The sequence below is a fragment of the Nioella nitratireducens genome (genome assembly GCF_001879715.1).
GTDB lineage: Bacteria > Pseudomonadota > Alphaproteobacteria > Rhodobacterales > Rhodobacteraceae > Nioella > Nioella nitratireducens.
Genome location: NZ_MNBW01000066.1, coordinates 1 through 1,172 on the forward strand (window position 1 = coordinate 1; position 1,172 = coordinate 1,172).

Here is a 1,172-nt window from a genome sequence, read left to right on the forward strand (position 1 = left end):
ATGGCTAAGGAAAAGTTTGAGCGCGGCAAGCCGCACTGTAACATCGGCACGATCGGTCACGTTGACCACGGCAAGACGACGCTGACGGCGGCGATCACCAAGTATTTCGGCGACTTCCGCGCCTATGACCAGATCGACGGCGCGCCGGAAGAGAAGGCTCGTGGGATCACGATCTCGACCGCGCACGTGGAATACGAGACCGAGAACCGCCACTACGCGCATGTCGACTGCCCCGGCCACGCCGACTACGTGAAGAACATGATCACGGGCGCGGCGCAGATGGACGGCGCGATCCTGGTGGTGAACGCTGCTGACGGCCCGATGCCGCAGACCCGCGAGCACATCCTGCTCGGTCGCCAGGTGGGTATCCCCGCCATGGTGGTGTTCCTCAACAAGGTCGATCAGGTCGACGACGAGGAACTGCTTGAGCTGGTGGAAATGGAAGTCCGCGAACTCTTGTCCGAGTACGACTTCCCGGGCGACGATATTCCGATCATCGCCGGTTCCGCCCTTGCCGCCATGGAAGGCCGTGACCCCGAGATCGGCGAGAACAAGATCCGCGAACTGATGGCCGCCGTGGACGAATACATCCCGCAGCCCGAGCGCGCTGTCGACCAGCCGTTCCTGATGCCGATCGAGGACGTGTTCTCGATTTCCGGTCGCGGCACGGTTGTGACCGGTCGTGTCGAGCGTGGCGTGATCAACGTTGGCGACGAGATCGAGATCGTCGGCATCCGCGACACCAAGAAAACCACCTGCACGGGCGTGGAAATGTTCCGCAAGCTGCTGGATCGCGGTGAAGCCGGCGACAACATCGGCGCGCTGCTGCGCGGTGTGGATCGTGAAGGCGTTGAGCGTGGCCAGGTTCTGTGTAAGCCGGGCTCGGTCAACCCGCACACCAAGTTCGAAGCCGAGGTCTACATCCTGACCAAGGAAGAAGGCGGCCGTCACACGCCGTTCTTCGCGAACTACCGCCCGCAGTTCTACTTCCGCACCACGGACGTGACCGGCACGGTTGAGCTGCCCTCGGGCACCGAGATGGTGATGCCGGGCGACAACCTGAAGTTCACGGTTGAGCTGATCGCGCCGATCGCCATGGAAGACGGCCTGCGCTTCGCCATCCGCGAAGGCGGCCGCACCGTCGGCTCCGGCGTCGTGTCCAAGATCCTCGC

1 protein-coding gene is annotated in these 1,172 nt (G+C 63.3%); it reads left to right on the forward strand.

Translation table 11 applies throughout. The annotated features are described in order from the left end of the window. On the forward strand, window positions 1–1,172 hold a 1,172-nt coding region (tuf, locus tag BKY27_RS19585), incomplete at its 3' end, for an elongation factor Tu (RefSeq protein ID WP_071676131.1).